This is a genomic window from Thermoanaerobacter sp. A7A, from assembly GCF_000445185.1.
In the GTDB taxonomy this organism is placed as follows: Bacteria; Bacillota; Thermoanaerobacteria; order Thermoanaerobacterales; family Thermoanaerobacteraceae; genus Thermoanaerobacter.
The window spans coordinates 13035-38940 of record NZ_AVAF01000115.1; the positions used below are offsets into that span (position 1 = coordinate 13035).

The 25906-nt window shown below is 34.2% G+C and carries 24 protein-coding genes and 1 pseudogene; 23 read left to right on the forward strand and 2 right to left on the reverse strand.

The features are described 5' to 3' along the window. Positions 1-7 precede the first annotated feature (7 nt). Positions 8-880, forward strand: a complete 873-nt coding sequence (locus M663_RS0108225) for a patatin family protein (protein ID WP_029688582.1) — start codon at positions 8-10, stop codon at positions 878-880. 187 nt (positions 881-1067) lie between these two features. Here M663_RS0108225 and M663_RS0108230 read toward each other — a convergent pair whose 3' ends face one another. Together M663_RS0108230 and M663_RS0108235 are read right to left on the reverse strand one after the other, a co-directional pair. Next, positions 1068-1523, reverse strand: coding sequence for a hypothetical protein (locus M663_RS0108230; protein ID WP_029688583.1), 456 nt, complete (start codon positions 1521-1523; stop codon positions 1068-1070). Continuing rightward, positions 1520-1846: a YtrH family sporulation protein gene (locus M663_RS0108235; RefSeq protein WP_029688584.1), complete on the reverse strand. Its 327-nt coding sequence runs from the start codon at positions 1844-1846 to the stop codon at positions 1520-1522. The genes M663_RS0108230 and M663_RS0108235 overlap by 4 nt, the downstream gene beginning before the upstream one ends. Positions 1847-1928: 82 nt before the next feature. Here M663_RS0108235 and M663_RS0108240 point away from each other — a divergent pair, with 82 nt between their 5' ends. From M663_RS0108240 to M663_RS0108345, 22 genes and pseudogenes are all read left to right on the forward strand, one after another. Beyond that, positions 1929-2147, forward strand: coding sequence for a hypothetical protein (locus tag M663_RS0108240; RefSeq protein WP_029688585.1), 219 nt, complete (start codon positions 1929-1931; stop codon positions 2145-2147). A 385-nt stretch (positions 2148-2532) separates the two neighbouring features. After that, a complete protein-coding gene (murB, locus tag M663_RS0108245) occupies positions 2533-3438 on the forward strand; it encodes a UDP-N-acetylmuramate dehydrogenase (RefSeq protein WP_009052950.1) in 906 nt (301 codons plus the stop codon). Between the two features lie 12 nt (positions 3439-3450). After that, a pseudogene (locus tag M663_RS14670) lies at positions 3451-4181 on the forward strand (PHP domain-containing protein). 5 nt (positions 4182-4186) lie between these two features. Then, on the forward strand, positions 4187-5041 hold the full coding sequence (rapZ, locus tag M663_RS0108255; RefSeq protein ID WP_003870534.1) for an RNase adapter RapZ: 855 nt from the start codon (positions 4187-4189) through the stop codon (positions 5039-5041). Position 5042: 1 nt separating this feature from the next. Further along, positions 5043-6017 (forward strand): YvcK family protein, encoded by a 975-nt coding sequence (locus M663_RS0108260; protein WP_003868730.1) that lies wholly within the window; start codon positions 5043-5045, stop codon positions 6015-6017. A gap of 194 nt (positions 6018-6211) precedes the next feature. After that, positions 6212-7792: an alpha-amylase family glycosyl hydrolase gene (locus tag M663_RS0108265; protein WP_029688586.1), complete on the forward strand. Its 1581-nt coding sequence runs from the start codon at positions 6212-6214 to the stop codon at positions 7790-7792. A gap of 55 nt (positions 7793-7847) precedes the next feature. Further along, entirely contained in the window at positions 7848-9089 is a 1242-nt protein-coding gene (locus M663_RS0108270) for a maltose ABC transporter substrate-binding protein (RefSeq protein WP_029688587.1), read from the forward strand. Positions 9090-9135: 46 nt separating this feature from the next. Continuing rightward, complete coding sequence (locus tag M663_RS0108275) at positions 9136-10056, forward strand: sugar ABC transporter permease (protein ID WP_029688588.1); 921 nt, start codon at positions 9136-9138, stop codon at positions 10054-10056. 1 nt (position 10057) lies between these two features. After that, positions 10058-10951 (forward strand): sugar ABC transporter permease, encoded by an 894-nt coding sequence (locus M663_RS0108280; RefSeq protein ID WP_003868312.1) that lies wholly within the window; start codon positions 10058-10060, stop codon positions 10949-10951. Positions 10952-11074: 123 nt separating this feature from the next. Beyond that, positions 11075-12064, forward strand: a complete 990-nt coding sequence (locus tag M663_RS0108285) for an acyl-CoA dehydratase activase-related protein (RefSeq protein ID WP_029688589.1) — start codon at positions 11075-11077, stop codon at positions 12062-12064. Then, positions 12061-13137 (forward strand): 2-hydroxyacyl-CoA dehydratase, encoded by a 1077-nt coding sequence (locus M663_RS0108290; RefSeq protein WP_012268668.1) that lies wholly within the window; start codon positions 12061-12063, stop codon positions 13135-13137. The genes M663_RS0108285 and M663_RS0108290 overlap by 4 nt, the downstream gene beginning before the upstream one ends. A 99-nt stretch (positions 13138-13236) precedes the next feature. After that, entirely contained in the window at positions 13237-14037 is an 801-nt protein-coding gene (locus M663_RS0108295; RefSeq protein WP_012269127.1) for a helix-turn-helix domain-containing protein, read from the forward strand. A gap of 14 nt (positions 14038-14051) precedes the next feature. Continuing rightward, positions 14052-15776, forward strand: coding sequence for a glycoside hydrolase family 13 protein (locus M663_RS0108300; RefSeq protein WP_029688590.1), 1725 nt, complete (start codon positions 14052-14054; stop codon positions 15774-15776). Positions 15777-15868: 92 nt separating this feature from the next. After that, positions 15869-16102, forward strand: coding sequence for a hypothetical protein (locus M663_RS0108305; protein ID WP_003868318.1), 234 nt, complete (start codon positions 15869-15871; stop codon positions 16100-16102). A 105-nt stretch (positions 16103-16207) separates the two neighbouring features. Beyond that, positions 16208-17164: a DNA-binding protein WhiA gene (gene whiA, locus M663_RS0108310; RefSeq protein WP_029688591.1), complete on the forward strand. Its 957-nt coding sequence runs from the start codon at positions 16208-16210 to the stop codon at positions 17162-17164. Then, positions 17164-17430 carry an HPr family phosphocarrier protein gene (locus M663_RS0108315; protein ID WP_003868320.1) on the forward strand — a complete coding sequence of 89 codons (267 nt, stop codon included), beginning with the start codon at positions 17164-17166 and terminating at the stop codon, positions 17428-17430. Before whiA ends, M663_RS0108315 begins: the two co-directional genes overlap by 1 nt. A 50-nt stretch (positions 17431-17480) precedes the next feature. After that, the gene (locus tag M663_RS0108320) at positions 17481-18788 is read left to right on the forward strand and encodes a DRTGG domain-containing protein (protein ID WP_009052940.1); all 1308 of its coding nucleotides are present in this window, start codon (positions 17481-17483) and stop codon (positions 18786-18788) included. Positions 18789-18799: 11 nt separating this feature from the next. After that, positions 18800-22237 carry a DNA polymerase III subunit alpha gene (locus M663_RS0108325; RefSeq protein ID WP_029688592.1) on the forward strand — a complete coding sequence of 1146 codons (3438 nt, stop codon included), beginning with the start codon at positions 18800-18802 and terminating at the stop codon, positions 22235-22237. Positions 22238-22320: 83 nt separating this feature from the next. Further along, entirely contained in the window at positions 22321-22518 is a 198-nt protein-coding gene (locus M663_RS0108330) for a hypothetical protein (protein ID WP_029688593.1), read from the forward strand. Between the two features lie 76 nt (positions 22519-22594). Next, complete coding sequence (gene pfkA, locus M663_RS0108335) at positions 22595-23560, forward strand: 6-phosphofructokinase (protein WP_003868325.1); 966 nt, start codon at positions 22595-22597, stop codon at positions 23558-23560. Positions 23561-23582: 22 nt separating this feature from the next. Then, positions 23583-25334 carry a pyruvate kinase gene (gene pyk, locus M663_RS0108340; RefSeq protein WP_029688594.1) on the forward strand — a complete coding sequence of 584 codons (1752 nt, stop codon included), beginning with the start codon at positions 23583-23585 and terminating at the stop codon, positions 25332-25334. A gap of 51 nt (positions 25335-25385) precedes the next feature. Beyond that, positions 25386-25802 (forward strand): thioesterase family protein, encoded by a 417-nt coding sequence (locus M663_RS0108345; RefSeq protein WP_029688595.1) that lies wholly within the window; start codon positions 25386-25388, stop codon positions 25800-25802. The last annotated feature ends 104 nt before the right edge of the window (positions 25803-25906 follow it).

The following is a 25906-nucleotide window of genomic DNA, read 5'->3' on the forward strand; positions in this document are numbered from 1 at the left end:
ATGAAAAATGAGACCCAAAATAGGACTTATACTAGGTGGTGGAGCAGCAAGAGGATATGCGCACTTAGGTATACTAAAAAGATTTGAAGAAGAAAATATTCCTATTGATTTTATAATAGGCATAAGTATGGGAGCGATAATAGGAGCAATCTATGCTTCAGGACATAATGTAGACAAACTTATAAGTGATGCAAAAAAGATTAATATGTTAAAATTTATAAGTTTATTGGATTTTAAAGCCTCACGAACCGGCTTAGTAAAGGGTGAAAAAATAGAGAAATACTTGCGGGGTTATGTGAAAGAAAGTTTTGAGGAACTTAATATTCCTCTATATATTGTGGCTACTGATATTCAAACAGGAAAAGAAATAGTATTTTCAGAGGGAGACTTGATAAAAGCTATAAGGGCAAGCATTTCTATCCCCGTCTTTTTTGAACCCGTGGAGTACAATGGAACCAAGTTAGTTGATGGGTCAATTGTTGATTCTGAGGCAATAGAATTAGCAGCTAAATTGGGTGCAGATATAATTATAGAATGTGATGTGAGCTCTAGCATAGATATGGGAGTTTTTGAAAAAACCTTTTATTCTTTAGCTAATAGTGATAGGTTGCTGCCTCTAAAAAAATATTTCAATTTAAAAAGAACATTGCCCGAAATCATATCTATTACAGCTACAACTATGAAGTTATTAAAAGACAGCTCTAACAAAAATTCTGAAAAAACAGAGAGGGGTAAAAGAGTCTATACAATAAAACCTAATGTTAATAATATTCGCTGGTATAGGTTTGACCAGGCGGGAAAATGCATAAATATGGGATTTGAAGCTGCCGATTCTATTGTTTGGAAAATAAAGAAAGAAATTAACATACAAAATGAATAATTTATGTCAGACTGTAGACAAAGTCATTTTTAAAAAGTCTCCGCTTTTATGCGCAAGGTGTAGTGTGTCTCATCTGCCCAAAATGAGCCTTAGACACGACTTAGATACGTGAGCCTGCACCCTAGCATAAAAGCAGGAGACTTTAAATTACATACAAAAAGGTTTGTTAACAATCTGTAATTTATGTTTATTCTTCTAGAGAATTTTTTTCATGAATATCAAGGTAAATTTCGATAATAGTATTTATTACAATAAAGTTAACCTTTAGGATTATTTTTTTATTTTCAATTGTTAAGACTCTGCCATCAAAAATGTTTTTTATTAATATGGGGTCTATTTTTTCTACCTCTTTTCCGTATAAGCCATATAGTTTTTCTTTTACGTATTTTTCTATTTCAATAGCCAATTTATTGTCAGCATTATTTATGTGCACAATTATCTCTGTGACTACTCTTTGAGGCTTGTTTTTTAGGGATTCATTAAGTTTTGACACCTTTTCACTTAATTCAATGTTATTCATTCTATAAGCTTCTTTTTCAAAAATTAGTTTTTCAATTTTAATACCATTTACTGCATTTATAATAGAACTTCCAGTAATAAAGCCAAGAATAAAGATGCCAATATAAATATGAAACTTTCTCACTTCAAATCACCAACAATAAAAGAAATAATTTTAAACCCTGCATAAGATCCTAAAAAGGCTCCTAGAATTATTAAGCCTTGTTTTATAAGTTGTGTAAATTCACCCTTTAAACCTATTTCAAAGCCTCTTATAGCGGAGAAAGATCCTCCAAGTCCTATTAATATTGCCCATAAGCGTATGTCTTTTAATATCATGTTTATGACTTTAATAGGAGAATCTGAAGTAAAAATAGAAGATAGAGCGCCAATAAGCGTCCCGCCGATGACAACTCCCATTGAAGTGAAAAAAGGGATGGAAAATACTTTTATAGCTTTAAAAATCATATTGAACACCTCATATAATTATATGCTCTAAGTTTTAGCAAAAAGCATAGAAAAACGGATATTTTTTTTGCTAAAGGGAGAAATGCTGAATAAATATAAGGAAAAATTCAAAATATTAGAAGATATAAGGAAATTTCAAGCTATAACCGATTTCTTCCCTTGTGGTATAATAAAAATTGAAATGGAAATCAAAATTTTAAGATTATTTAATGCACAAATCAAAAGCTGCTTATACTGGAATAAATTTAATTACAGGAGGTGTGTTGGACACGCCAGAGAAGGAACAGATGGCAGTCTGTGACTCTGCAGCCCACTAATTCATTGGCGATGCAGTTCATAGTGTAAGCAGCTAATTAAGAGGTGATTGCTGTGGAATGCCCAAATTGCAAAAGTACGAATGTGGGCAAAATAGGGAATAACCTGTATTTTTGCAGGGATTGCAATTGCGAGATAAAGATAAAAAAGTGCACAGCTGTTGTGAGCATGTATGATTCGGAAGGTTGCATAAGCAAGAGATTTAAAGTTTGTTACAATGCATAAAGGAGGGGTTATCCCCTCTATTTATTTTGTGAAAAAAAAGTGATATTATAAAATTGCATATAAAGTTTCATTTTGGAATGAAAACAATATATTATTGATAGACTATAGATGGAGTAGTTAAACTTTAAATTTTGAGGAGTGGTAGAGTGATTGAGATAGTTGACAAATTGAAAGATATCTTAAGAGAAGGGAAATTGTATTTAAACGAGCCCATGAAAAGACACACTTCTTTTAAAATAGGTGGACCTGCAGATGTGTTAGTTGTACCAAATAATCGTAAAGAATTATTGGAAGTCATATTTTTGTTGAAAGGAGAAAACATTCCTTTTTTTATACTAGGAAATGGTACTAATTTATTGGTAAGTGAAAAGGGCATTAGAGGAGTTGTAATAAAATTATCCTCTTTAAGGAATGTAATGGTAGAAGGTAATAGCATAATTGCTGAAGCGGGAGCCCCTCTTTCCTATATTGCCAATGTGGCACTTGTACATGAACTTGCGGGATTTGAATTTGCTAGCGGGATTCCTGGCACTTTAGGTGGAGCAATAGTGATGAACGCAGGAGCTTATGGGCCTGAAATGAAGGACGTGGTAGAAAAAGTAGAGGTTTTAGATGAAAAAGGCAATATATTGATTTTATCAAACGAAGAAATGAATTTTTCCTATAGACACAGCATTATTCAGGAAAAGGATTGGATTGTTTTAAGAGCATGGCTTAGTTTAACAAAGGGGAAATACGAAGAAATAAAAAGCAAAATGGAGGAACTAAATGCAAAAAGAAAGGAAAAACAGCCTTTAGAGTATCCCAGTGCCGGAAGTACTTTTAAAAGGCCACCTGGATATTATGCTGGAAAATTGATTGAGGAGGCAGGACTTAAAGGTTATTCAATTGGAGGGGCTAAAGTTTCTGAAAAGCATTCGGGATTTATTATAAATACTGGCAATGCAACTTTCTACGATGTTTTAAATTTGATTGAACATATACAAAAAGTAGTAAAAGAAAAGTTTGGAGTGGAACTTGTACCAGAAATAAAAATAGTAGGAGAGAAATAGGTGATTAGACAAATGAGAATTTTTGCTGATTATCACACCCATACGGTATACAGCCATGGGAAAGGCACAATAGAAGATAATGTAAAAAGGGCAATAGAAATTGGACTTGAGGTAATTGCGATTACTGACCATGGACCAGCTCATGTATTTTATGGTTTAAGAAAAAGGGATTTTAAAAAAATGAGGGAGGAAATAGATAAGATTAATGAAAATATCCTCAAATTAAAGTGCTGATGGGAGTAGAAGCTAATTTAATCAGCTTAGAAGGAGATATTGATGTTCCTGATGAACTTATGAAATATTTAGATATTTTGCTTATGGGATATCATGAAGGAGTTATGCCTAAAGACTTTAGAAGTACTTTACAGCTTTTTGGTAAGAACATGGCAAGTAAATATTTTATTTCCTTGCGGGAAGAGATGAGAGAAAAAAATACTCAAGCGATGATTAATGCTATAAAAAAGTACAAAATTGACATAATAACACACCCCGGAGCAAAAGTAGACATTGATACACAAAAGCTTGCAAAAGCAGCAAAAGAGAGAGGGACATCTCTTGAAATTAATTCAAGTCACGGTTATATGACAGTTGAATATGTAAAGATAGCTAAAAAAGAGGGATGCAAATTTGTAATAAACAGCGATGCCCATACACCTTTTAGAGTTGGAGACTTTGAAAGAGGAATAGAAATTGCAAAAGAGGCGGGACTAACAGAAGAAGATATAATAAACGCAAAGAGGTGATATTTATGAGGTTTGTCATAATAACAGGGCTTTCTGGCGCTGGAAAAACACAGGCATTAAAAGCGATGGAGGATATGGGCTTTTTTTGTATAGATAATTTTCCACCTGCTCTTCTTCCAAAACTTGCTGACCTTTTTTATCACTCAAAAAATGTTGATAAGGTAGCCCTTGGTATGGATTTAAGAGGTGGCCAGTTTTTTGAGGACATCTATTCTAGCCTTGAGTTTTTGAAAAAAAACAACTACGATTACGAAATAGTTTTTTTGGAAGCTTCTGACGAGGTTTTGATAAAGAGGTTTAAAGAAACCAGAAGAAAACATCCTCTCTCTGAGGAAGGTAGAATAGTTGATGGAATAAATGAGGAAAGAAAGAGACTTGCAGAAATAAGGAAAATTGCCAATAGCATAATAGATACTTCTAATTTAACTTCTTCCCAGTTAAAAGAGGAATTGTCTAATATCTTTTTAAAAGGGAAAAAGTTTAAAGGAATCATAATAGATATTATGTCTTTTGGATATAAATATGGAATACCTCTTGATGCTGACCTTGTATTTGATGTGAGGTTTTTGCCTAATCCTTTTTATATTGAAGAGTTAAGACCTTTAACAGGAAATGATGATAAGGTAAAAGAGTACGTGATGAAGTGGGAGGAAGCAAAGGAGTTTTTAAAAAAATTAGGGGACATGATTAAATTTTTAATCCCGTATTATATAAGAGAAGGTAAATCTCAACTTGTTATAGCTATTGGATGCACAGGAGGAAAGCATAGGTCTGTTACTATTGCAAATGCCCTTTATGAGTTTCTAAAAAAAGAAGATTATTCTGTTATTTTGCACCATAGAGATATAGGAGAGGAGTAATATGATTATGAAAAATAATTCTAAAGGAGGACCTCGTATTGTTGCTATTGGTGGAGGTACAGGGCTTTCTACTATGTTGAGGGGGTTAAAATTTTATACAACTAATATTACTGCGGTAGTTACAGTAGCAGATGATGGCGGTGGCTCGGGAATCCTAAGACAGGATTTAGGGATACTGCCGCCTGGAGATATACGAAATTGTATACTGGCTTTAGCAAATACAGAGCCTACAATGGAACAACTTTTGCAGTACAGGTTTACTGAGGGAATGTTAAAAGGACAAAATTTTGGGAATTTGTTTTTGGCAGCCATGATAGGTATTTCTAAAAATTTTGAAGAAGCTGTAAAAAAGATGAGTGATGTGCTTGCTGTATCTGGAAAAGTTATTCCTGTAACTCTTAATGATGTAAGGCTTGTAGCAGAGCTGGAAAACGGGACTATTATTAAAGGGGAATCGCAAATTCCTGTTGTACAACAAAAAGAAAACAGCAAGATAAAGAGGATATATATTGAACCTTCTCATGCAGCGCCTTTTGAAGAAGTGTTAGTGGATATATTAAATGCTGATGCCATTATATTGGGTCCTGGAAGTTTATATACAAGTGTAATACCTAATCTTTTGGTAGATGGAATGTGTGATGCTATTGAAACCTCCAAAGCGGTTAAAATTTATGTATGTAATATCATGACACAGCCAGGAGAGACTTTGGGTTATACTGCTTGTGACCATGTGAAGGCTCTTTTTGAACATGGGCTTAAATCTATAGATTACATTATTGTCAACAATGGCGAAATTCCTCATGATTATATGGAGCGCTATATAAAAGACATGTCACAACCTGTTGAATACGATAAAAATCAGTTAGAAAGAATGGGAATTAAAGTAGTAGAAGAAAATTTAGTAGCTTTAAAAAAGGAATTTATAAGGCATAATGAGCAAAAGCTTGCAGAAGTGATTATAAGCCTATTAGTATAAATGCAAAATTTTAGTCTATGTTGTACAAAAAAATATATTGACATTTGTTGAAATAAGATATACAATATTATTAAAAGCAAGTAAAAGCAAGCGCAAGCGATTGCAAGACTGTTGCAATTGGGCGCTTTTAAAAAATACATTTCAAGAAAGCGATTGCTGTAATATATTAGCAATTACTTGTAAGGGGGAAAGTGATGAGAAAAAATGTAAAGCTATTTGCGGCGATAATTTTAGTTTTATCCTTATTGCTGACCAGTTGTGGTGTTAAAGATGCCAGTTCTAATAATGTTCCTGAGTCGGATGTAATATATCAGGTTATGATAGATAGGTTTTACAATGGTGATAAGTCCAACGATGACCCTAAAGTAAGTAAAGGTATGTTTGATCCAACCTATACCAATTGGAGAATGTATTGGGGCGGAGATTTAAAGGGACTGACAGAAAAAATTCCTTATATAAAAGGGATGGGAGTAACAGCTATTTGGATTTCTCCTGTTGTAGATAACATCAACAAACCGGCAATATATAATGGCGAAATAAATGCACCTTATCATGGATATTGGGCGAGGGACTTTAAAAGAGTAGAAGAACATTTTGGTACATGGGAGGACTTTGACAATTTTGTAAAGACTGCTCATGCTAATGGGATAAAAGTTATACTAGATTTTGCTCCCAATCATACGAGTCCTGCAGATGAAAATAATCCTGACTTTGCTGAAAACGGTGCACTTTATGACGATGGGAAATTATTGGGAACTTATAGCAATGATGTCAATAAATTTTTTCATCATAATGGTGGGATTACCAACTGGAACAATTTAGAAGATTTGCAGGATAAAAATTTGTTTGACCTTGCGGACCTTGATCAAAGTAATCCTATTGTTGACAAGTATTTAAAGGATTCTATCAAGTTATGGTTTAGTCATGGAATTGATGGGGTAAGGCTAGATGCAGTAAAGCATATGCCTATGGAATGGGTAAAAAGTTTTGCTGATGCCATATACGGCGTTAAAAAAGATGCTATTCTTTTTGGCGAGTGGATGTTAAACGGTCCCACTGACCCTTTGTACGGTTATAATATTCAATTTGCTAATACAAGTGGTTTTTCTGTATTGGATTTTATGCTTAACAGTGCAATAAAAGATGTTTTTGAAAAAGGTTATGGCTTTGACAGATTGAATGATACTATTGAAGAGACAAATAAAGATTATGATAATCCTTATAAGTTGATTACTTTTGTGGACAATCACGATATGCCGAGGTTTTTATCAGTCAATAATGATAAGGACAAATTGCATGAAGCTATTGCTTTTATAATGACATCACGAGGAATACCTGCAATATATTATGGCACAGAGCAGTATCTACACAATGACACAAATGGGGGAAATGACCCTTACAATAGGCCAATGATGGAAAAGTTTAATGAGGATACTAAGGCTTATGTTTTAATTAGAGAACTGTCAAATTTGCGTAAGATTACACCGGCATTACAGTATGGTAAGACAATAGCAAGATATGTTAGTGATGATGTTTATATCTATGAGAGGCAATATGGCAAAGATATAGTTGTAGTTGCAATAAATAAAGGAGAAAAGACTACTGTACAGAATATAAAAACTTCTCTTCAAAAAGGCAAATACAACGATTATTTAAAGGGTTTATTGAAAGGAGTTATTTTAAAAGTTGAAAAAGGTAAGGATGAAAACAACATTTTAAGATTAACTTTACCTAAAGACAGTGTCAGTATATGGACTAATGTAAAAGTGAAATAAGATTTTGGGATTTTCCCAAAATTATAATAAAATTAAAATTAAGAGGAGGATTTGTATGAAGAAGTACACAAAAATAATTGCTTTGCTGACTGTGATGGTATTCGTTTTGTCAGCTGCTTTAACAGGTTGTGGTGGCAGCAAGACAAGCGAAAATACTTCATCAGGTCAGACAGAACAAAAGAAAGAGCCTGTAGAACTTGTAGTATGGTCACACTTAACAGATCCTGAAATAGCAAAGGTTCAAGAGATTGCAAATAAGTGGGCAGAGCAAACTGGCAACAAAGTAAAAGTTTTGGCAGACCAGAGTGACTTCCAAGCTTTCTCAACAGCTGCTCAAAGTGGTAAGGGCCCAGACATCATGTTTGGTTTACCACACGATAACTTGGGTACTTTCCAAAAGGCAGGACTTTTAGCTGAAGTTCCAGAGGGAGTTATAAACAAAGATGATTATGTTCCAATGAGCATAAACGCAGTGTCTTATGATGGAAAGATGTATGCTATTCCAATTTCTATGGAAACTTATGCGCTTTTCTATAACACAGAGAAAGTTAAAACGCCTCCAGCAACACTTGATGATTTAATTAAGCTGGGCAAAGAAGTAGGATTCCAATACGATGTAAATAACTTCTATTTTAGCTTTGCCTTTATATCTGCTTATGGCGGTTATGTGTTCAAGGATACAGGCGGTGGACTTGATCCAAACGATATAGGATTGAATAACGATGGTGCAAAGAAAGGCTTAGAACTTATAAAAGACTTTGTGACAAAGTATAAATTCATGCCTGCAGATATAAATGGAGATATGGCAAAAGGTAACTTCCAAAGTGGAAAGACTGGTTTGTATATAAGTGGTCCATGGGATGTGGATGGCTTCAAGAAAGCTAATGTTCCATTCAAAGTTGCTCCACTACCACAGGTTGATGGTAAACCAATGCCTTCCTTTGCAGGTGTGCAAGCTGCTTTTGTAAGTGCAAATTCAAAACACCAACAAGAAGCATGGGATTTAATGAAGTATCTTGCTGAAAATACAGGATTGCCATTATTTGAAACAGGTAACAGGATACCAGCTCTTAAATCCCTCTTAGACAATCCAGAAGTTAAGAATAATGAGATTTTGAATGCATTTGCTGAGCAAGCTACACATGCTATTCCAATGCCTAATATACCGCAAATGGCAGCAGTCTGGACTCCTGCAGGCAATGCATTACAGCTTATTACATCTGGAAAAGTTCCGGTTGACAAAGCTGCTGATGATATGGTAAATCAAATCAAGCAAGGCATTGCAACACAGCAATAACAAAAAGGGGCTTTTAGCCCCTTTTTTTAGAGAAGGAGGTTGCTAGATGAAAACAAACAAAACTATGCGGGATAAATTAAGACCTTATGCTTATTTGTCTCCTGCTATACTATCTATGACTGTATTAAGTTTTGCACCTATTTTGTATACTATTTATATTGCTTTTACAAACTTTAATTTATATCATTTTAAAAATTATCAATTTGTAGGATTTAAAAATTTTGTTGATATACTTGCCGGCCCTTTCAAAGTAGTTTTTGCTCCTGTATTTGTGTGGACAGTTATTTTTGCTCTTTCAGCTACATTATTGAGTTATATTATCGGTCTTCTTTTAGCAGTTATTTTGAATAACAAAAATATGTGGGAAACAAATTTATATAGAGCAATATTGATTATTCCATGGGGACTTCCTGGCACAATTGCCGCACTTACCTGGACAGGACTTTTAAATCAGCAGTATGGGGGTATAAATCTGATACTGCAAAAGTTGCACCTTCCCATGATACCATGGCTTCTTGATCCTTTTTGGGCAAGAGTTGCGATTATAATGGTCAGTGTGTGGATGGGTTATCCTTTTATGATGAACGCCTCATTAGGAGCTTTGCAGGCTATTCCACCTGAACTTTATGAAGTTGCAGATATTGATGGTGCTACATGGTTTCAAAAGTTTAGGATGATAACAGTACCAATGTTGACATCTTCTACTTTGCCACTTATTATTTCATCTTTTGCTTATAATTTCAACAATTTTGGCGCAGCGTTTTTAATTACAGGAGGAGGGCCTCCAAGGACAGATACTTCTTTTGCAGGTCATACTGATTTGCTTGTAAGTTCAGCTTATAAAATGACAATGCAGTTTAATAGGTATGACTTGGCGGCAGCTTTGTCTATAATTATATTTTTGATAATTGGCACATTGAGCCTTATCAATATGAAGATGACTCGTGCTTTCGAGGAGGTGGATTAAGGTGGAATATGCAAGTGTTAAAATTGGTGACAAAAAAACGACTAAAAAGATTTATTATAGGGAAAAATTAAAACCTCATGAAAAAGTATCTCTATGGATTAGCCGACTTATTATATGGGCTGTAATTGCAATAATGATGTTTCCTGTAGCTTGGGTAGTAGGAGCGTCTATGGCGCCTGGAGATGCCTTTTTCTCCGGTTCAATTTTTCCACAACATATGACATTTCAAAATTATAAGGATGTGCTTGTTAAGACTAATTTTTTACTTTGGGTAAAAAATAGTATGATTTTAAGCGTTGGTGTAGCAACTATTCAATTATTTTTGACTGCTACATCAGCTTATGCTTTCAGTAGAATGAAGTTTGCTGGAAGAAAAAATGGCTTAAAGACTCTCTTAATACTTCAGATGTTTCCTACGTTTATGGCATTACCTGCTATATTTGGTATAATGGCAAAATTAAACCTTCTGGATAATCTCTATGCCCTTATGCTGGTCATGGCAGGTAGCAGCGCTTTTAGTATATGGCTTTTAAAAGGCTATATTGATAGTCTTCCAAAAGAGTTGGACGAAGCTGCTTTAGTTGATGGAGCTACTCATTGGCAAATTTTCACGAAAATAATTCTTCCTTTGGCGACTCCCATGCTTGTAGTTATATTCTTATTTAGCTTTATGGGAGTATACAGTGAATTTATTTTGTCCAGTGCGGTACTAAAGTCACCTGAAAATTACACAATAGCGTTAGGGCTTCAAAGGTTTATTCAAAACCAATTTTCGGCCCACTGGACTCAATTTGCGGCAGCCTCTGTTATGGCATCTTTGCCTCTTGTAATACTCTTTATGGTATTGCAGAGGTATTTGCAAGCTGGTCTTGCAGCAGGTGCAGTAAAAGGATAAAAAATTGTTACACATGGAACAATTTGTAAATGCCGGATTATTTCCGGTATTTTTATTTTTGTATATAAATAAAAACTTATGGCAAAAATAAATATGTATTTGCTTTTAAAGGAGGTGTCAAAAATGAGTAAGACTGTAGGAATACCCAAAGGACTTTTATATTACGATTTTTATCCAATGTGGAAGACTTTTTTTGAAGGTGTGGGATCAAAAGTAGTGGTTTCTCAGGATACAAATAAAAAAATTCTTGATGAAGGAGTAAAAAACTGTGTTGAAGATGCTTGTCTTCCTGTTAAAACTTATGTAGGACATGTGATAAATTTAAAAGAAAAAGATGTTGATTATATATTTATTCCGAGGATTGTAAGTGTAGAAAGAAAAAAATACCTTTGTTCAAAGTTTTTAGGACTGCCAGATTTTATAAAAAGCTTAATTGGTGATTTACCACCTATTATAGATGTTGAGATTAATTATTATAAAAATAACGATGAATTTACTCAAAATGAATTTATAAAAGTTGGTAGGATGTTTGGGAAGACTAAAGACCAATCTTTAAAAGCCTATTTTGAGGCTACCCACCAACAAAAAAAGTTCGAGAGTTTGTTGAAAGAAGGTCTTACCAATTTAGAAGCTTTAAAAGTTTGGGAAGGAAAGAATTTGGTAAAAGAAGAAAGTAATTATGACCTTAAAATAGCCGTCATTGCTCATCCTTATGATATTATGGATGAATACATAAGTATGGGGATTATTGAGAAGCTAAAAAACATGGGAGCACAAGTTTATACCATGGAAATGCTACAGAAAGATCTAATATTAGAAGGAGCATCAATGCTTTCAAAAGAAATGTTTTGGAACTATGAAAGAGATATTTTGGGAGCGGGATTGTATTTTTTAAAACAAAAGAATGTAGATGGGGTAATTATGGTTTCTGCTTTTGGATGTGGACCTAATTCTATGACAGAAGAACTGTTGGAGAGGCTGTACAAAAAAGCGAAGGAGGTACCCTTTATGTTGATTACAATTGATGAACATTCTGGAGAGGCTGGCATTATGACGAGGTTGGAGGCCTTTACAGACCTTTTAAGATTTAATAAAAAGGCGGTGATGGTATGAAAATTACTTATCCTCACATGGGTTCTTTAAATATGATTTTAAAGACGATGTTTGAAGGAATCGGGGTAGAAGTGATAGACCCACCACCTTCTACTAATAAAACTTTGACCTTAGGAGTTAGAAATTCTCATGAATTTGCATGTTTACCCTTTAAAATCAATGTCGGAAATTTTATTGAGGCTCTTGATAAGGGAGCAGATACGATTATAATGTTAGGTGGAATTGGGCCCTGCAGATTTGGGTATTACGGTCAGGTGCAGAGAGAGATATTAAAAGATTTGGGCTATGACTTTAAAATGATAATTGTTGATCCACCCCATGGCAGGTTGATAGACTTTTTAAAAGAATTAGCTTCATATTTTCCTAATGTAGATGGAAAAATAGCTTTAAAATCTTTTGTATTTGCAGTGAAAAAAATGATAGCGGCTGATAAATTAGAAAAGTTTTTATTAAAATACAGAGCCCATGAAGATAACCCAGGTGTAACTACAAAAATATACGAAGAATACATGAAAAAGCTAGAAAAAGCTCAAAATGGTAAAGAAGTGGACAAAATAGTATCAGAGGCCATGAAAAAAATAAAGGAAAATGCAAATGTACGGAGGAAAATACAGCTTAAAGTAGCACTAGTGGGAGAAATTTATATGCTCCTAGAACCCTTTACTAATATGGATATCAGCAAATCTTTAAATGAATTGGGGGTAGAAGTTACAAAAACAGAATATCTTTCAGATTATTTAATTAACAGTGCTTTTAAATTGCCTCAAAGAATGGAGTTTAAGAAAAACGCAAGAGGATATTTAGAAAGAGATATAGGAGGACATGGGCTCAACACTGTTGCAAATACCGTAAAATATGCTAAACTAAATTATGATGGCGTGATTCACATACTTCCATTTACCTGCACCCCTGAAATAGTAGCTCAAGGAATAATTGCAAAAATTAGCCGAGATTACAATATTCCAGTGATGTCTTTAGTATATGATGAAAACACTGGACAAGCAGGTTACCAAACCCGTTTGGAAGCTTTTGTGGATCTTTTGTATAGAAAAAGGATGGAGGTAGTTTGCTGAAATCATCCTTTTAATTTTTATTTTTCCGAAAATAATGAAGGAAAAATGTATTTTGTGTGGAATATATAATAAGTGGATGGTTAGTAAGGGGTGATAGGTATGAAGGAATTGGGAGAATTTTTAAAAAGTGAAAGAATTAAAATGGGATTGACTCTTGAAGAAATTCAAGAAATAACTAAAATACGGATACGCTATTTGAAAGCTATTGAAGATGGAGATTTTAGCGTAATGCCTGCACTTGTATATGCTAAGGGCTTTGTAAAAAGTTACGCTGAGGCCTTAGGGTTAGATGGCAATGAGTTGGTAAAAAAGTATGAGTATTTGTTTCAGGAGAAAGAGGAGGAAGCCATACCTAATATAGAGACCACATCTTACAAAAAAGAGAGAAGAGATTTTTCACAATTTTTTTTGACTTTAAAAAAAGCAGTAATTGTTGTTTTAATAATAGGTATTATAGGATACGGTTTTTACTATTTTCTAATTCAAGTTAAAAAAGGACTTGCACCAATTCCACAACAAAATCAAAGTGAAGCTTCAACAATTTCGGAAGACAAAACAAATCTTCCACAGGAAAGCAATGTTTCTCAACCTATAGTAAAGACGTCGATTGAAAAAGTAGCAGAGACTTCTAAAAAAATAGAATATAAAGTTGTTCCCTTTGGAGAAAGTTATAAAGTAGAAATAAGCGTACCTGGCGAAAAATGTTGGTTTAGTGTAAAAGTAGATGGAAATGTCGTTTATGAAGGCCTTATGACAAAGGATATGTCTAAAATTTTTGATGTAAAAGATAGTATTACTATATTGATGGGATATCCGCCAGCTGTTAAAATAACTGTAGACGGTGAGGAGCTACCAACAGTACATACACCATCACCGGTTACTATAAATATTCATCCATAGAAAGGAGAAAAAAGATGATAAAAGAAGCTATATTCCATAAAAGCGATGTGCCTTACGCATATCCACTGAATGAAAATCAATTAAAGATAGTACTAAGGACTGCTGTATTTGATGTAGATAGGGTGTATGTTTTATACAAAGACAGATACGATTGGCTGGGAAAATTCAAAATAAAACCAATGGTATTAACTCATACCAACGAGTTATTTGATTATTATGAGACTACTTTAGAGCTTAATAAAAAATTTGTGTATTTTTTCTATTTGGTATCTGATGGGGGCGAGAAGTTATATTATACAGAAGCAGGATTTTACAAAAAAAGGCCAGAAAATCATTTTTGGGGATTTTTCCATTACCCGTATATAGGAGAAAAGGATGTCTTTTTTGCTCCAGAGTGGACAAGCGATTGCATAGTGTATCAGATATTTACTGAAAGGTTTAATAATGGTGACAAATCAAATGACCCTGAAAGTGTAAAGCCTTGGGGTGAAAAACCTACTGCAGATTCTTTCTTTGGAGGAGATTTGCAAGGAATAATAGATAAAATAGATTATTTAAAGGATTTGGGTATAAATGCTATTTATTTAACCCCCATATTTTTATCGCCTTCTACTCACAAATATGATACCACTGATTATTATACAATTGACCCCCACTTTGGTGATACGCAAAAAGCGAGAGAACTTGTGCAAAAATGTCATGACAATGGCATAAAAGTTATATTTGATGCCGTTTTTAATCACTGTGGATATGATTTTTTTGCATTTCAGGATGTTATTAAAAATGGTAAAAAATCAAAATACTGGAATTGGTTTAATATATACGAATGGCCACTTAAAACTCATCCAAAACCATCATATGAAGCTTTTGCAGATACTGTATGGAGAATGCCAAAACTTATGACAAAAAATCCAGAAGTACAGAAGTATTTATTGGAAGTAGCGGAATATTGGATTAAAGAAGTGGACATAGACGGCTGGAGGCTGGATGTTGCTAATGAGATAGACCACCATTTTTGGAGAAAGTTTAGAGAAGTTGTAAAGGCAGCTAAACCGGAGGCCATAATTGTAGGAGAGGTTTGGCATGATGCTTCTCCTTGGCTTAGAGGGGATCAGTTTGACAGTGTAATGAACTATCCTTTTAGAAATGCGGTTGTAGACTTTTTTGCAGAAAGGAAAATAAGTGCTTCTCGCTTTAATACAATGATTACAGAGCAACTTATGAGGCATATGGATAGTGTAAATAGGGTTATGTTTAATTTAATAGGAAGTCATGATACTGAAAGGTTTTTGACTTTAGCTAATGGCATGGTTGCGAGAATGAAGTTAGCGTTGGTGTTTCAATTTACCTTTGTTGGAATTCCATATGTTTATTATGGAGACGAGGTAGGAATGGTAGGGGGTTATGACCCTGATTGCAGAAGATGCATGATATGGGAGGAGGAAAAGCAAAATAAAAGTATTTTTAATTTCTATAAAAAGCTGATTTCTATAAGGAGAGAAAATGAGGAGCTCAAATACGGAAGTTTCTGTACTTTATACGCTATAGGAAGGGTATTTGCTTTTAAGAGGGAATACAAAGGTAAATCAATAATTGTTGTACTAAATAACAGTAGCAAGCAGGAAGTGATATTTTTGAATGAAGTAGAAGGAAAAGAAGATATTTTAAAGATGAAGGAATTAAAAAGAAGTGGAAATCTCCTTTACTTGCAACCTAACTCTGCCTATATTTTAAAGTAACCAATCTGAGTTTAAGTGAATAATATGAAGATAGAAAAATATAGGGGAATTAAAATTCCCCTATATTTTTTAAAAAAAACAGGGGTGATGGTATGAAAGATACATCCCGCTATGGCAGAGATTATCAATATTATAAGGATTATGAGAGATTATATGGAAGTTACGACATTACAAAGCTTATCACATTAAAAAAATTAGTTGAAGCAAGTGAATATGAAGAGTGGAAAGATTACAAAGAGTTCAAGGAATGGTGTAATTCTGAAGAAAGACATAATTGGAAAAATTCACCTAAATATATTGAATGGGAAAAGAAAAAATTATTGTAGTTTGCTATAAAACTATAAACCCCTTTTTGTTCATTTGTTTTTTAAAGGGGTTTTTTTTTGAAATAATGTAGTATAATAAAGATAAGCCTATTGAGGTGATGCTTTATGTCATTTTCTTCAGATACAAAAGACGAATTGGCAAGGATTTATCCTGAAGAGGAAGAAAGTAAAATAGCAGAGTTAGCTGCTTTGATTAGGACGATAGGCAGCATTTCAATGTATGGCAATGGAAAAATTTCTTTGACCTTTACTACAGAAAATGCTTCTGTGGCGAGATTAGTTTTTAAGTTAATAAAAGATTTATTTGGAATAATTCCTGAGACAATGGTAAGAAGAGGTAGATATCTAAAAAAAACCTTAAGCTACCTTATCTTTGTACCTGATACAAAAATTGCAGAAGAAATTTTAGGTAAAGTTAAGATATTGAATTATGAGAAAGGTCATATAAAATTAAATTATGGGATAGACCAAAAGATTTTAAAAAACAGTAAAGCAAAAAAGGCTTATTTGAGAGGAGCTTTTTTGGGGGGTGGTTCAATAAGCGATCCTGAAAAAGCTTATCATATGGAGTTTATTACTCATAATTTAGAACACGGGAAAGATTTAAGTAAATTGATAAATTCTTTTGACTTAAATTCAAAGGTTATTGCAAGAAAAAATAATTATGTAGTATACTTAAAAGAAGGAGAGCAAATTGTTGATGTTTTAAATATAATAGGAGCCCACAGTGCTCTTTTGAACTTGGAAAATATACGAGTATACAAAGAAATGAGAAACAATGTAAATAGAATTGTAAATTGTGAAACTGCAAATTTGACCAAAACTATTAATGCATCTTTAAGGCAAATAGGGAGTATAAATTATATTAAAGAAACAGTAGGACTTGATTATTTGCCGCCTAATTTGAAAGAGGTGGCGGAACTCAGGATTAATTATCCTGATCTGAGCTTAAAAGAATTAGGACAAATGCTAGTTCCTCCTGTCGGTAAGTCAGGAGTGAATCATAGACTTAGGAAGATTGAAGAAATTTCAAAGAAATTGAAAGAGAGGAGAGTTCAATAATGAAAGAGGTTACGATTGAAATTAAAAATAAGACGGGGCTTCATGCAAGACCTGCAGCATTATTTGTACAAACTGCTAGCAAATTTTCCTCACAAATATGGGTAGAGAAAGATAACAAAAAAGTAAATGCCAAAAGTATAATGGGAATTATGTCTCTTGGAGTATCGCAAGGCAATATTGTCAAATTGAGTGCCGAAGGTGACGACGAAGAGGCAGCTATAAAAGCATTGGTGGACCTTATTGAATCAAAATTCGGTGAGGAGTAAACAAAAAAGGTTTCTTTTTAGAAACCTTTTTTGTATAAAGGATGATAGTTATGAAAAAAAATGAAATTGTATTGGAATATATAAAAAATTTACCTGAAGGCACAAAAATTTCAGTAAGAGGTCTTGCACAGACTTTACATATAAGTGAAGGTACTGCTTACAAAGCCATAAAGGATGCAGAAAATTTAATGCTTGTAACTACGATTCCAAGAGTAGGAACTATAAGAAGAAAACAAAAAGATCCATTTTTTGACCGTCTTACTTATGAGGTTATTACAGATGTAGTGGAAGGGACAGTATTAGGTGGTCATGGTGGAATGGGGATGGAACTTCACAAATTTTTAATTGGAGCCATGACCATTGATGAAATGGTGAAGTACATATCACCAGGAGACCTTGTAATTTTGGGAAATAGGGAAGATGCACAGGAAGCGGCTTTGAAAGCAGGGGCAGCAGTGATGATTACAGGAGGTTTTGATACATTACCTCATATAAAAGAACTGGCGGATAAGCTTTCATTGCCGCTTATATCTACTTCTTATGATACTTTTACTGTAGCGACTCTTATAAACAAGGCGATCAATGAAAGTATGACACGAAAAAAGATTTTGTACGTCAGCGATGTAATGACATATAATCCAATCTATATGACGCCTCAACAAACAGTAAAAGATTGGAAAAAATTATATACAGAGACTAAACATACCAGATATCCCGTTGTTGATTCTAAAGGGATGTTAGTCGGTATGGTAACTTCAAGAGATGTTGCCACTGCATCGGATGATGATAAAATTGGGAGTATTATGACTCCTAACCCTGTATTTGTAACGGATACTACTACGCTCTCTTATGCAGCCCATCTGATGATATGGTGGAATGTAGAGATACTACCTGTGACTCGTGGCAGAGAATTGATAGGACTCATAAGCAGGGAAGATGTAATTAAGGCCCTACATTATACGACAAAACAGCCCCAGATTAGTGAAGCTATTCAAGATACAATTTTTAAAGATTTTGATATGGAAAAAATAGAAAATGGAGTAAAATTTAAAGGTAAGATCCCTTCGATGATGATTAACCAATTTGGTACAGTAAGTAGCAGTGCTTTGATGATGTTAATGTGTGAATCTGGTATTTTTGCTATAACGCAGAATAAAAGATATGATGCGGTTTTAGATAATTTCTCAGTTTATTTTATTAAACCTATGCGTACAGAAGAATTAATAGAGGTTTTCGCAAAAATAATAGAAGTTAGTAATAATTTTAGTAAGTTGGAAATTCAAATCATTCATGAAAAAGAAGAAATTGCAAAGGCATTGATGTCTGTCAGACTTTCTAAAAGAATAAAGATGGTTTAGGTGATTATATCATGTTTGTCCATTTGCACGTTCATTCTGAATACAGTTTACTTGACGGTTCTTGCAGAATTAAAGATTTAATTGCCAAAACTAAAGAGTTAAACATGAAAGCCATAGCTATTACAGACCATGGAGTGATGTATGGCGTAATAGATTTTTATAAAGAAGCAGTAGCACAAGGAATAAAACCTATTATAGGCTGTGAAATTTATGTAGCCCCTCGAAGCATGCAAGATAGAGAATATGGGATTGATAATGAAAATTATCACTTGGTGTTACTGGCAAAAGACATGACAGGGTATAAAAATTTAATGAAGATAGTGACTGTGGCTTCAATTGAGGGCTTTTATTATAAACCGCGAGTTGACAGAGAGTTTTTAAAAGAGCACAGTGAGGGGCTAATCGCTTTAAGTGCTTGCCTTGCAGGAGAAGTTCCTTCTTATATCTTAAGAGGTGAGTATGAAAAAGCGAAAGAGGCAGCACTTTTTTACGACTCTATTTTTGGACGAGGGAATTTTTATTTAGAACTGCAGGACCATGGAATTTTAGAACAGCAAAAGGTAAATAAAGAGCTTATAAGACTATCCAAAGAGACAGGAATACCTTTAGTTGCTACTAATGATGTACACTATCTTGAAAAAAAAGACGCAAAAGCTCATGAAGTGCTTTTGTGCATTCAAACAGGGAAGACAATTGATGATGAAGATCGCATGTCTTTTCCAACTGATGAATTTTATTTAAAATCTCCAGAAGAGATGGAGAATCTTTTTTCTTGTTGTAAAGAGGCCATTGAAAATACTGAGAAGATTACAGACATGTGCAATGTAGAATTTGAGTTTAATAAGACGAAATTGCCCAAATACGATTTGCCAGAAGGCGTTGATTCCTATGAATATTTGAGAAATTTATGTTATGAAGGATTGTACAAGAGGTACAAAAATCCAAGCAAAGAAGTGATTGAAAGATTAGATTACGAACTTTCTGTGATAAAGCAAATGGGATATGTGGATTATTTCCTCATAGTGTGGGACTTTATAAAGTTTGCAAAAGACAACGGGATTATGACGGGACCAGGAAGAGGTTCTGCGGCAGGTAGTTTGGTAGCCTATACGTTGGGAATAACCAACATAGATCCTATAAAATATAACCTTCTTTTTGAGAGGTTTTTAAACCCTGAGAGGGTCAGCATGCCTGATATTGATTCAGACTTTTGTTATGAGAGAAGACAAGAAGTAATTGATTACGTTGTAAAAAAATATGGTAAGGACAATGTGGCTCAAATTATAACTTTTGGTACAATGGCGGCGAGAGCGGTTATAAGGGATGTAGGAAGGGCTTTAAATTATCCCTATGCAGAGGTAGATGTAATTGCAAAAATGATTCCTTTTGAATTAGGAATGACTATTGATAAAGCTTTATCTTTAAACCCTGAACTTAAAGCGCGATATGAGAATGAAGAAAAAGTAAAACAGCTTATTGATATTTCCAGGTCTTTAGAAGGCCTTCCTAGACATGCCTCTACTCATGCTGCGGGAGTAGTAATATCAAAAGAACCCCTTGTCAACTACGTGCCACTGCAAAAAAACGAAGATTCCATAGTGACCCAATTTCCGATGACCACCCTTGAAGAGTTAGGGCTTTTGAAGATGGACTTTTTGGGACTTAGAACTTTGACGGTTATAAGGGATACTATTGAAATGGTAGAAAAGAACAGGGGTGTGACTATAGATTTTGATTCTATGGAATATGATGACCCTAAAGTTTATGAACTTATATCAAAAGGGGAAACCGAGGGCGTTTTCCAATTAGAGTCTTCTGGCATGAAACAGTTTATGGCAGAATTAAAGCCTAAAAACCTTGAGGACATAATAGCAGGAATTTCTCTCTATCGCCCCGGACCTATGGACCAAATTCCAAGATATCTTGCAAATAGAAATCATCCAGAGAGTATAGTCTATGATCATCCTCTTTTAAAGCCAATTTTAGACGTAACTTATGGTTGCATGGTGTATCAAGAGCAAGTTATGCAAATCGTGAGAGATGTCGCTGGTTACTCTTTGGGCAGGTCTGACTTGGTAAGACGAGCTATGGCTAAAAAGAAAATGGATGTAATGGAACAAGAAAGAAAGAATTTTATTTATGGGATAGTTGATGAAGAGGGAAATGTGATAGTTCCAGGGGCTTTAAGAAATGGATTAGATGAGGCAACTGCTAATAAGCTTTTTGACGAGATGTTAGATTTTGCAAACTATGCTTTTAATAAGTCTCATGCCGCGGCTTATGCTGTTATAGCTTATCAGACTGCATATTTGAAAAGGTATTATCCTGTAGAATTTATGGCTGCACTTTTAAACAGTTTTGTGGATAACTTAGATAAAATTGCTTTTTATGTCCAAATATGCAAAAAAATGGGAATAAAAGTGTTACCACCTGATATAAACGAGAGTGATTCCTATTTTACAGTGGTAGAAGATAAAATAAGGTTTGGTCTTAGCGCAGTAAAAAATGTTGGCTTAAATATGACAATGGAAATCGTAAGTGAAAGAGAAAGAAATGGGAAATTTAAATCTGTAGTCGACTTTTTTGAGAGGATGCAGGACAGTCAATTAAATAAAAAAGCAGTGGAAAGCTTAATTAAAGCAGGAGCTTTTAGTTCTTTTGGTGTACGCCGTTCTCAACTTTTGTCAGTATATGACAAATTAATGGAAAATATAAAGAGAAATAGAAATAATAATTTAAATGGGCAGATTTCTTTATTTGGCGAAGTAGAACAAAGTCATGGTGTGGAATTTGAATTTCCTGATTTAGAAGAATTTTCCAAAAGCAGATTGTTGTCTATGGAAAAAGAAACTTTAGGTCTTTATATAAGTGGGCATCCTTTAGAAGAATATGTGGATGATATTCCTAAAATTACTAATGCCACTACTTTGGATTTTAAAGTTAGCGAAGAGGAAATGTTTCAACCTAAATTGCAAGATAACCAAGAAGTGGTGATAGCGGGAGTCATAGCTACAAAGAAAATTAAATTTACAAAAAGTAATAATATGATGGCTTTTGTCACAATTGAGGACTTGTATGGAACTGTAGAAGTAATAGTATTTCCAACTGTATATGAAAAGTATTCCAGTATAATAAAAGAAGACAGCCCGGTTGTAGTGAGGGGAAAGGTTAGTTTAAAGGAAGAGGAAGAGCCTAAAATTTTATGTGATGAAATTAAGCCGTTGTCTCAAGCGATAGTGAAAAAACTTTATCTTAATTTGCAGGATTCTACAAAGATTGAGATTGTTAAGCAAATATTACGTAAAAATCCTGGTAATATGCCGGTAGTTCTAAAGCTTAATAGTAAAAAATTATTGGTTGCTAATAGAGACTTATGGGTAGATGGAAGTAGGGAATTAATTAAACAATTGTATGCTGTTTTAGGAGAGGAAAATGTCAAAGTAGTTTGAAATAGGCATTTGCAAATTTTTGAGTTGATAACTGCAAAAAAATAGATTAAAATATAATTTAGAAATACTAAGGAGGCCGTTTTATGTGGACGGTAATATACATGGCACAAAATATGGAGACAGCAGAAAAGGTCAAAGACGTTTTAACAAAAGAAGGTTTTTTGGTAAAATTGCGTCCACTTAATAAAAAAATAGACAAAAAAGGTTCTTATTGTGAGGTTTTAGTTCCAAAAGCAGAAGCTCAAGATGCGCAAAGCATTATTATTGAGTATGGCTTATAATTTTTTGCCCGAAAGGGCTGCTTTAACGAAAATGGGACAAGTAAAGTCCATGTGGGATAAAATGAGGAGGTAGACTATGAAGACGATTGGTATACTTACAAGTGGTGGAGATGCACCAGGGATGAACGCAGCTATAAGGGCTGTGGTAAGGACAGGAATTTATTATGGGCTTAAAGTAAAAGGTATTATGAGGGGATATGCAGGCTTAGTAGAGGATGAAGTTATTGATTTAAATCTTTCTTCAGTAGGAGATATATTGCAAAAAGGCGGTACTATTTTGAGAACTGCTAGATGTGAAGAATTTAAGAAAAAAGAGGTGCGCAAAAAAGCTTACGAAACCCTTCAAAAACATGGAATAGAAGGTCTCGTTGTAATTGGAGGAGATGGCTCTTTTAGAGGAGCACAGCTTTTGAGTGAAGAATGGAATGTAAATACAATTGGAATTCCAGGTACAATTGACAATGACATACCTTGTACAGATTATACAATAGGTTTTGATACAGCTTGTAATACTGTTATTGATGCAATAAATAAAATAAGGGATACTGCTACTTCCCATGAGAGAGCAAATATAATAGAAGTGATGGGAAGAAATGCGGGTTACATTGCTTTGTATGCTGGTCTAGCTGGTGGAGCGGAGATGATTATACTTCCTGAAGTGGAATGGAGCATCGATGAACTTTGCGATAAAATTACTTACGGGATAAAGAGAGGAAAGCTTCATCATATAATTGTCCTTGCAGAAGGAGTTATGAGCGCTCCAGAACTAGCGAAAATGATTAAAGAAAGGCTACCAAAATTGGACTTAAGGTATACTATTTTGGGGCACATTCAAAGAGGTGGAGCTCCTACAGTGATGGATAGGGTATTGGCAAGCCAAATGGGAGCAAGAGCAGTGGAGTTGCTTTTAGAAAATAAAACCAAGAGGATAATAAGTATACGAAACAATCAAATTGTAGACGATGATATAGATGAAGCCCTTTCCATGAAAAAGGAGTTTAACAGAAAACTTTATGAGCTCAGCAAGATATTGTCTATATAAATAAATTTTAGGGAGTGAAGGTATGCGCAGAACAAAAATAGTGTGTACAATAGGACCTGCCAGCGAAGACTATAATATACTGAGAAAATTAATTGAGAAAGGTATGAACGTTGCTCGATTGAATTTTTCTCATGGAGATTTTGAAGAGCATGGGGCAAGAATTGACAATATTAAAAAGATAAGAGAAGAATTAGGGTTACCTGTTGCTATTTTGTTGGATACTAAAGGTCCAGAGATAAGGACAGGAAAGTTTAAAAATGGCGGAGTGGAATTAAAAGAAGGACAAACTTTTGTCATTACGACAAGAGATGTATTAGGAGACGAAACTATATGCAGTGTATCCTATAAAGGGTTGCCTCAAGATGTGGAAAGAGGTAGCCGCATACTAATTGACGATGGGTTAATTTCTCTAAAGGTTACTGATGTTAAAGGAGAAGATATAGTTTGTATTGTAGAAAATTCTGGTCCTGTAAAAGACCATAAAGGAGTAAATGTTCCAGGAGTAAAACTCAATCTTCCTGCTTTGACTCAAAAAGACGTAGATGATATAGAGTTTGGAATTCAAAAGGGCATTGATATGATTGCCGCTTCTTTTGTTAGAAAAGCAGCTGATGTTTTGGCAATAAGAAAACTTTTAGAAGAAAATAAGGCAGAGCATATTTTAATTATTGCCAAAATAGAAAATCGCGAAGGAGTAGAAAATATAGACGAAATTATAAAGGTTTCAGATGGAATAATGGTAGCAAGAGGAGATTTAGGGGTTGAGATTCCTCTTGAAGAAATACCAATCGTTCAAAAAATGATTATACAAAAATGTAATAAAGCAGGGAAACCGGTAATTACTGCAACTCAAATGTTAGACTCTATGATGAGAAATCCAAGGCCTACAAGAGCAGAAGTTACAGATGTAGCAAATGCTATTCTAGATGGTACAGATGCTATAATGCTATCAGGGGAGACAGCTCAGGGTAAATATCCTGTAGAAGCTTTTGAAACAATGGCAAAGATTGCAGAAAAGACAGAGGCTTATGTAGGATATAGAGATATCATTGATAGAAATATTGATACAAATGTTTCTATTACAAATGCTATAAGCCATGCAACTTGTACTACTGCAAGAGATATAGGAGCAGCTGCTATAATAACTTGTACTAAATCTGGTTATACGGCGAGAATGGTATCAAGGTACAGGCCTCAAGCTCCGATTATTGCTACTACTCCAAGCGAAAGTGTTGCAAGGAAACTCTCTATAGTCTGGGGAGCATATCCTTTAGTTACAGAAGAGGTTTCTACTACAGATGAAATGATAGATGTTGCAATACAAAGTGCTTTAAATGCGGGACTTATAAGAAATGGCGATATCGTAGTAATTTCTGCAGGAATTCCTGTAGCTATGACAGGTACCACCAACATGTTGAAGGTACATATAGTAGGAGATGTTTTGTTGAGAGGAATAGGTATAGGTTCTAAGGCTACTACAGGTGTTGTATGTGTTATTAATGATATCAGCAAAGATAAAGATAAATTTAGAGAAGGCGATATAATAGTAACTGCAAAGACAGAAAGAGATTTTATGCCTCTTATAGAGAAAGCTTCTGCTATAATTACAGAAGAAGGAGGGCTTACTTCTCACGCAGCTATTGTGGGATTAAACTTAGGAATTCCTGTAGTTGTAGGTTGTGAAGGAGCGACTTCTAAATTAAAAGATGGCATGACTGTAACGGTTGACACAGTTAGAGGATTTGTGTATAAAGGAATTGTAAATATTAAATAAATAAGACAAGATTTTCTCTTGTCTTTGTTTTTTTAAGGAGTGATTTAAATTATGCATGTATGGGATGCCGAGGTAAGGGTTCGATACGGAGAAACGGACAAAATGGGTATAGTTTACTATTCCAATTATTTTAATTGGTTTGAAATTGGCAGGACGGAGTTTTTTCGCTCTTTGGGGATGTCCTACAGAAGCTTAGAAGAAAAAAATGTAATGCTACCTGTAATTGACGCTCAGTGTAGATATTTTTCTTCTGCTTTGTACGATGACCTCATAATAATACGAACACGATTAGAATTTGTGAAAGGAACTCGTCTTAAATTTTTATATGATATAATACGCAAAGAGGATAACAAACTTTTAGCACAAGGTTATACAGAGCATCCCTTTACAAATCTTGAAAAAAAGCCTATCAATTTAAAAAAAGTAATGCCAGAAGTTTATGAAATGCTTGCAAAATGCTGTGATTAAAATTTATAAAAAATGGTATAAAATACTATTAAAATGAGTTATAATAAATAATAGGGTAACCGATTTTTTCTCAATACACTTTCTAAGTGTATTTTTTCTTTTTT

Coding starts and splice junctions, on each gene's coding strand:
- M663_RS0108260 (WP_003868730.1), top strand. CDS start 5,043: ATGATTATGAAAAATAATTCTAAAGGAGGACCTCGTATTGTTGCTATT.
- M663_RS0108345 (WP_029688595.1), top strand. CDS start 25,386: ATGCATGTATGGGATGCCGAGGTAAGGGTTCGATACGGAGAAACGGAC.
- M663_RS0108295 (WP_012269127.1), top strand. CDS start 13,237: ATGAAGGAATTGGGAGAATTTTTAAAAAGTGAAAGAATTAAAATGGGA.
- whiA (WP_029688591.1), top strand. CDS start 16,208: ATGTCATTTTCTTCAGATACAAAAGACGAATTGGCAAGGATTTATCCT.
- M663_RS0108290 (WP_012268668.1), top strand. CDS start 12,061: ATGAAAATTACTTATCCTCACATGGGTTCTTTAAATATGATTTTAAAG.
- M663_RS0108320 (WP_009052940.1), top strand. CDS start 17,481: ATGAAAAAAAATGAAATTGTATTGGAATATATAAAAAATTTACCTGAA.
- M663_RS0108275 (WP_029688588.1), top strand. CDS start 9,136: ATGAAAACAAACAAAACTATGCGGGATAAATTAAGACCTTATGCTTAT.
- M663_RS0108300 (WP_029688590.1), top strand. CDS start 14,052: ATGATAAAAGAAGCTATATTCCATAAAAGCGATGTGCCTTACGCATAT.
- pfkA (WP_003868325.1), top strand. CDS start 22,595: ATGAAGACGATTGGTATACTTACAAGTGGTGGAGATGCACCAGGGATG.
- M663_RS0108305 (WP_003868318.1), top strand. CDS start 15,869: ATGAAAGATACATCCCGCTATGGCAGAGATTATCAATATTATAAGGAT.
- M663_RS0108315 (WP_003868320.1), top strand. CDS start 17,164: ATGAAAGAGGTTACGATTGAAATTAAAAATAAGACGGGGCTTCATGCA.
- M663_RS0108235 (WP_029688584.1), bottom strand. CDS start 1,846: ATGATTTTTAAAGCTATAAAAGTATTTTCCATCCCTTTTTTCACTTCA.
- M663_RS0108325 (WP_029688592.1), top strand. CDS start 18,800: ATGTTTGTCCATTTGCACGTTCATTCTGAATACAGTTTACTTGACGGT.
- pyk (WP_029688594.1), top strand. CDS start 23,583: ATGCGCAGAACAAAAATAGTGTGTACAATAGGACCTGCCAGCGAAGAC.
- M663_RS0108240 (WP_029688585.1), top strand. CDS start 1,929: ATGCTGAATAAATATAAGGAAAAATTCAAAATATTAGAAGATATAAGG.
- M663_RS0108270 (WP_029688587.1), top strand. CDS start 7,848: ATGAAGAAGTACACAAAAATAATTGCTTTGCTGACTGTGATGGTATTC.
- M663_RS0108265 (WP_029688586.1), top strand. CDS start 6,212: ATGAGAAAAAATGTAAAGCTATTTGCGGCGATAATTTTAGTTTTATCC.
- M663_RS0108225 (WP_029688582.1), top strand. CDS start 8: ATGAGACCCAAAATAGGACTTATACTAGGTGGTGGAGCAGCAAGAGGA.
- M663_RS0108330 (WP_029688593.1), top strand. CDS start 22,321: ATGTGGACGGTAATATACATGGCACAAAATATGGAGACAGCAGAAAAG.
- rapZ (WP_003870534.1), top strand. CDS start 4,187: ATGAGGTTTGTCATAATAACAGGGCTTTCTGGCGCTGGAAAAACACAG.
- M663_RS0108285 (WP_029688589.1), top strand. CDS start 11,075: ATGAGTAAGACTGTAGGAATACCCAAAGGACTTTTATATTACGATTTT.